The organism is Micromonospora sp. KC606, from assembly GCF_004348675.1.
GTDB lineage: Bacteria > Actinomycetota > Actinomycetes > Mycobacteriales > Micromonosporaceae > Micromonospora.
In genome coordinates, this window is the sequence record NZ_SMKN01000314.1 from 1 (window position 1) to 4,967 (window position 4,967).

The window sequence follows — 4,967 nt, forward strand, 5'->3', positions numbered from 1 at the left end:
CCCCTGCGTGGAGGATCTCTATCTCGCCGCCGACGTACTGGTCACCGACTACTCGTCGGCCATGTTCGACTACGCCGTCCTGGACCGGCCGATCGTGGTCTACACCCCGGACCGGGACGCGTACGCGCTGGCCCGGGGGGTCTACTTCGACGTGACCGCCGAGCCGCCGGGGGCGGTGGCGGTCACCTTCGACGAGTTGCTGGCAGTGTTCCGCACCGGCGGCGAGTCAACCTCGACCGCGACGGAGGCGCGGCGGCGATTCCGGGAGCGGTTCTGCGCGCTCGACGACGGCGGTGCGGCGGAACGGGTGGTCCGGCGGGTGTTCCTCGGTGAATCGACGTGAGGTCAGCTCGGATTCGGCAGGTTACTGGTCAGTTAATAGTCCTGTCATAACCTGAACATGGCACGTTTACCCGATGTGCCGGGCCGGTGACCCTGACCAGAGTCAAGCGGGGTTCCGGTCGATCTGGGGAGGAGACGGTGACCACCGTCGCGCTCAAGGATGTCACCAAGGTGTTCCCGGACGGGACGCTGGCGGTCGACAATGTCAATCTCGACGTCAACGATGGCGAGTTCATGGTTCTGCTCGGGCCGTCTGGCTGCGGCAAGTCCACGGTGCTGCGGATGGTCGCCGGCCTGGAGGACCCGACCTCCGGGGCGGTGCTGCTCGACGGCGCCTTCGCCAACGACCTGCCGCCCCGGGAACGGAAGATCGCCATGGTCTTCCAGGACTTCGCGCTCTACCCGCACATGACCGTGAACGACAACATCGGCTTTCCGCTGCGGCTGGCCGGCGTCGAAGCGGCCTCGCGCGGCGAGCGGATCCAGGACGTGGCCAGCGCGCTCGGGATCGGGGAGGTCCTCGGCCGCAAGCCGAGCCAGCTCTCCGGTGGCCAGCGCCAGCGGGTGGCGATGGGGCGGGCGATCGTCCGCCGTCCCGGGCTCTTCCTGATGGACGAGCCGCTGTCCAACCTGGACAGTGGGCTCCGCGCGGAGTTGCGCGCGGAGATCTCCGGGCTCACCCGCGAGTTGGGCGTCACCACCATCTACGTCACGCACGACCAGGCCGAGGCGCTGACCATGGCCGACCGGGTGGCCATCATGCGCCGGGGCGTCCTGCAGGACGTGGGCACCCCCACCCAGGTTTACGGCCGGCCGGCAACCCTCTACGTGGCGGCCTTCCTGGGCAGCCCCCGGATGAACCTGCTGGAGGCGTCGGTCTACGTCCATCTCGACCGGTACATCACGCTGACCCTCGGCGAACAGGCGCTCCACCTGCCCTGGACCGACATCCGCAGCCGGGCGGTGGCGCACTACCACGGCGAGCGGATCGTGGTCGGCATGCGGGCCGAGGCGCTCACCCCGGTCGCACCGGACACCCGAGGCGACGTTCTCCAGGGACGAATCCGCTACCTGGAGCACCACGGGCACGAGTCGCTGGCCTTCCTCGACATCGGCGCCACCGCGATCGTGCTCGACGAACTGGGGGCGCCCGTGGACGGCGGCCCGGGCGAGCAGCGTGGGCTGCGCCGTTTCGGGCAGGTCATTCAGCGCCTAGCCGGTCGGGCGGCGGAGTCGGTGCCGACGCCGGCACCCACGGGGGGTGGCAACCGGGCCAGCGTGCTCAACGATCCGGGGCGGCACCACCGCCGGTCGGCCGAGTTGGCGGTGCGGCTCGCCCCGTACCCGGCGATCTCGTCGGGTCACCCGATGTCGGTGGCGGTCCGGATGGACGCCCTGCACTTCTTCGACGAGCGCGGCGACCGGATCGACATCGGCTGGCGCTGACCGTCGTGGCCGGACCGCCTTGATCCACTCCGTTCACGTCACCTGGGGGTGTCCGGTGACGTGGACACCGTCACATGTCGCGAACGGAGTGGAGGACCGTGGTCTGGAAGGTCGCAAAGTGGTTTGCCGGGGCGGCCCGGTGGATAGATTCGACCATGTGCTGGGTCTACCCGATCACGTGACCGCCTGCCTCTTCGACCTGGACGGTGTGCTGACGCAGACCGCCCGGGTGCACAACGCCGCCTGGAAAGAGACCTTCGACGCCTATCTGGCGCGGCGGGCGGCGACCACCGGCGAGCCGTTCCGGCCCTTCGACGCCGGGCCGGACTACCAGCGGTACGTGGACGGCAGGCCGCGGGCCGACGGAGTCCGCACCTTCCTCGCCTCCCGCGGGATCGTGCTGCCCGAGGGGAGCCCGGACGACCCGCCGGACGCCGACACCGTCCACGGCATCGGCAACCGGAAGAACGCCGTCCTGCTGGACCGGATCCACCGCGACGGGGTCGACGTCTACCCGGGCTCGGTGACGTACCTGCGGGCGGCGGTCGCCGCCGGGCTGCGCCGAGCGGTCGTCTCGGCCAGCGCCAACTGTCGCGACGTGGTGGCCTCGGCCGGCCTGGAACCATTGCTGGAGGCCCGCGTCGACGGCTTGGTGGCCCAGGCCGAGGGCCTGCGCGGCAAGCCGCACCCGGACACCTTCCTGGCCGGCGCGGCGCTGCTCGGCGTCGCGCCCGCCAACGCCGCCGTCTTCGAGGACGCCCTCGCCGGGGTGGCCGCCGGCCGGGCCGGGGGCTTCGGCTACGTCATCGGCGTCGACCGGGTCGGGCAGGCCGACGAGCTGCTGGCCCACGGCGCCGACATCGTGGTGACCGACCTCGCCGACCTGCTCAAGGGCGCGGCGTGATCCGCGAACGCGCCTATCCGGTCGAGCCCTGGCACGTCCGGGAGACCCGGCTGGACATCGACGTGCTGGCCCAGGCCGAGTCGGTCTTCGCGCTCTCCAACGGCCACATCGGCCTGCGGGGCAACCTCGACGAGGGCGAGCCGCACGGCCTGCCCGGGACCTACCTCAACTCCTTCCACGAACTGCGCCCGTTGCCGTACGCGGAGGCCGGCTTCGGGTTCCCCGAGTCGGGCCAGACCATCGTCAACGTCACCAACGGCAAGCTGATCCGGCTGCTGGTCGACGACGAGCCGCTCGACGTCCGGTACGGCAAACTCCTCGGCCACGAACGTGTCCTCGACCTGCGCGGCGGCACGCTGTTCCGGGAGATGCACTGGCGGTCCCCGGCCGGCCGGGAGGTCAAGGTGCGCAGCACCCGGCTGGTCTCGTTCACCCAGCGTTCGGTCGCCGCGATCCACTACGAGGTCGAGGCGGTGCACGGGCCGCTGCGGTTGATCCTCCAGTCCGAGCTGGTCGCCAACGAGACCCTGCCGGCGCAGAGCCGCGACCCCCGGGTCGCCGCCGTGCTGGAATCGCCGTTGCAGGCCGAGGAGGAGCTGACCACCGACGACGGCGGGCTGCTCATCCACCGCACCAAGGTCAGCGCCCGGCGGGTGGCCGCGTTGATGGGCCACGACGTGCACGCCCCCACCAAGGCCACCATCGAGTCCGAGGGGTACGAGGACTGGGTGCGCACCACGATCGGCTGCGTGCTCCAGCCGGGCGAGAGGCTGCGGGTGGTCAAGTACGTCGCGTACGGCTGGTCGAGCCGGCGGTCGCTGCCGGCGCTGCGCGACCAGGTCGGGGCGGCCCTCGCCGCCGCCCGGCTGGACGGCTGGGAGGGGCTGTGCCGCGGGCAGCGGGAGTACCTCGACGAGTTCTGGGAGGCCGCCGACGTCCGGGTCGAGGGCGACCCGGAGGTGCAGCAGGCGGTCCGGTTCGGGCTGTTCCACGTGCTCCAGGCCGGCGCGCGGGCCGAGCGGCGGCCGATCGCGGCGAAGGGTCTTACCGGCCCGGGTTACGACGGGCACGCGTTCTGGGACACCGAGATGTTCGTGCTACCGGTGCTCACCTACACCCAGCCGGGCGCGGTCCGTGACGTGCTGCACTGGCGGCACCGCACCCTGGCCCAGGCGCAGGAGCGGGCCCGGACGTTGAACCTGCGCGGCGCGGCGTTCCCGTGGCGCACCATCGAAGGGCCGGAGTCGTCGGCGTACTGGCCGGCGGGCACCGCCGCCTTCCACATCGCCGCCGACATCGCCGACGCCCTGCGCCGGTACGTCCTGGTTACCGGGGATGTCCAGCTTGAGCGGGAGATCGGGCTGGAACTGCTGGTCGAGACGGCCCGGCTGTGGCGTTCGCTCGGCCACCACGACCGGCACGGCCGCTTCCACATCGACGGGGTGACCGGTCCGGACGAGTACACCGCGGTCAAGAACGACAACATCTACACCAACCTGATGGCGCAGCGGAACCTGCTCACCGCCGCCGAGTGCGCGATGCGCCACCGGGACCAGGCGATCGACCTCGGGGTGACCGAGGAGGAGGCGGCCCAGTGGCGGGACGCGGCGAACGCCATGTTCGTCCCGTACGACGCGGGGCTGGACGTGCACGAGCAGGTGGAGGGCTTCACCCGGTTGCAGGAGTGGGACTTCGAGCACACCCCGCCGGAGAAGTACCCGCTGCTGCTGCACTACCCGTACTTCGACCTGTACCGCAAGCAGGTGGTCAAACAGGCAGACCTGGTGCTGGCGATGCACTGGCGGGGGGACGCGTTCACCGACGCCGAGAAGCTGCGCAACTTCCTGTACTACGAGCGGCGTACCGTCCGGGACTCTTCGCTGTCGGCCTGCACCCAGGCGGTGATCGCCGCCGAGGTCGGTAATCCGGAGCTGGCGCATCGCTACCTGCGGGAGGCCGCGTTGATGGACCTGCACGACCTCAACGAGAACACCCGGGACGGCGTGCACATGGCCTCACTGGCCGGGGCGTGGATCGCGCTGGTCGCCGGGCTCGGTGGACTGCGGGACCACGACGGGACCCTGTCCTTCGCCCCCCGGCTGCCCAACCGGCTGAGCCGCCTGGACTTCTCGGTGCAGTGGCGGTCGATGCGGCTGCGGGTGGACGTCCGGCCGCACCAGGTCACCTACTGGCTGCGCAACGGCGGCCCCGACGCCGTGGTCGAGCTGCGCCACCACGGCGAGCAGGTGTGGGTCACCTCTGCCCAGCCGGTCAC

4 protein-coding genes are annotated in these 4,967 nt (G+C 71.2%); all 4 read left to right on the forward strand.

Annotated elements, in window-relative coordinates:
* Positions 1 to 343: CDP-glycerol glycerophosphotransferase family protein (locus E1193_RS30005; RefSeq protein ID WP_207922929.1), on the forward strand; the 343-nt coding region annotated here is incomplete at its 5' end.
* A 137-nt stretch (positions 344 to 480) separates the two neighbouring features.
* Positions 481 to 1,788, forward strand: a complete 1,308-nt coding sequence (locus tag E1193_RS30010; protein WP_132186510.1) for an ABC transporter ATP-binding protein — start codon at positions 481 to 483, stop codon at positions 1,786 to 1,788.
* Positions 1,789 to 1,945: 157 nt separating this feature from the next.
* Positions 1,946 to 2,692: a beta-phosphoglucomutase family hydrolase gene (locus tag E1193_RS30015; protein ID WP_132186512.1), complete on the forward strand. Its 747-nt coding sequence runs from the start codon at positions 1,946 to 1,948 to the stop codon at positions 2,690 to 2,692.
* Positions 2,689 to 4,967, forward strand: a 2,279-nt coding sequence (locus E1193_RS30020; RefSeq protein ID WP_132186511.1) for a glycosyl hydrolase family 65 protein, incomplete at its 3' end; no start/stop codon positions are given. The genes E1193_RS30015 and E1193_RS30020, both read left to right, overlap by 4 nt.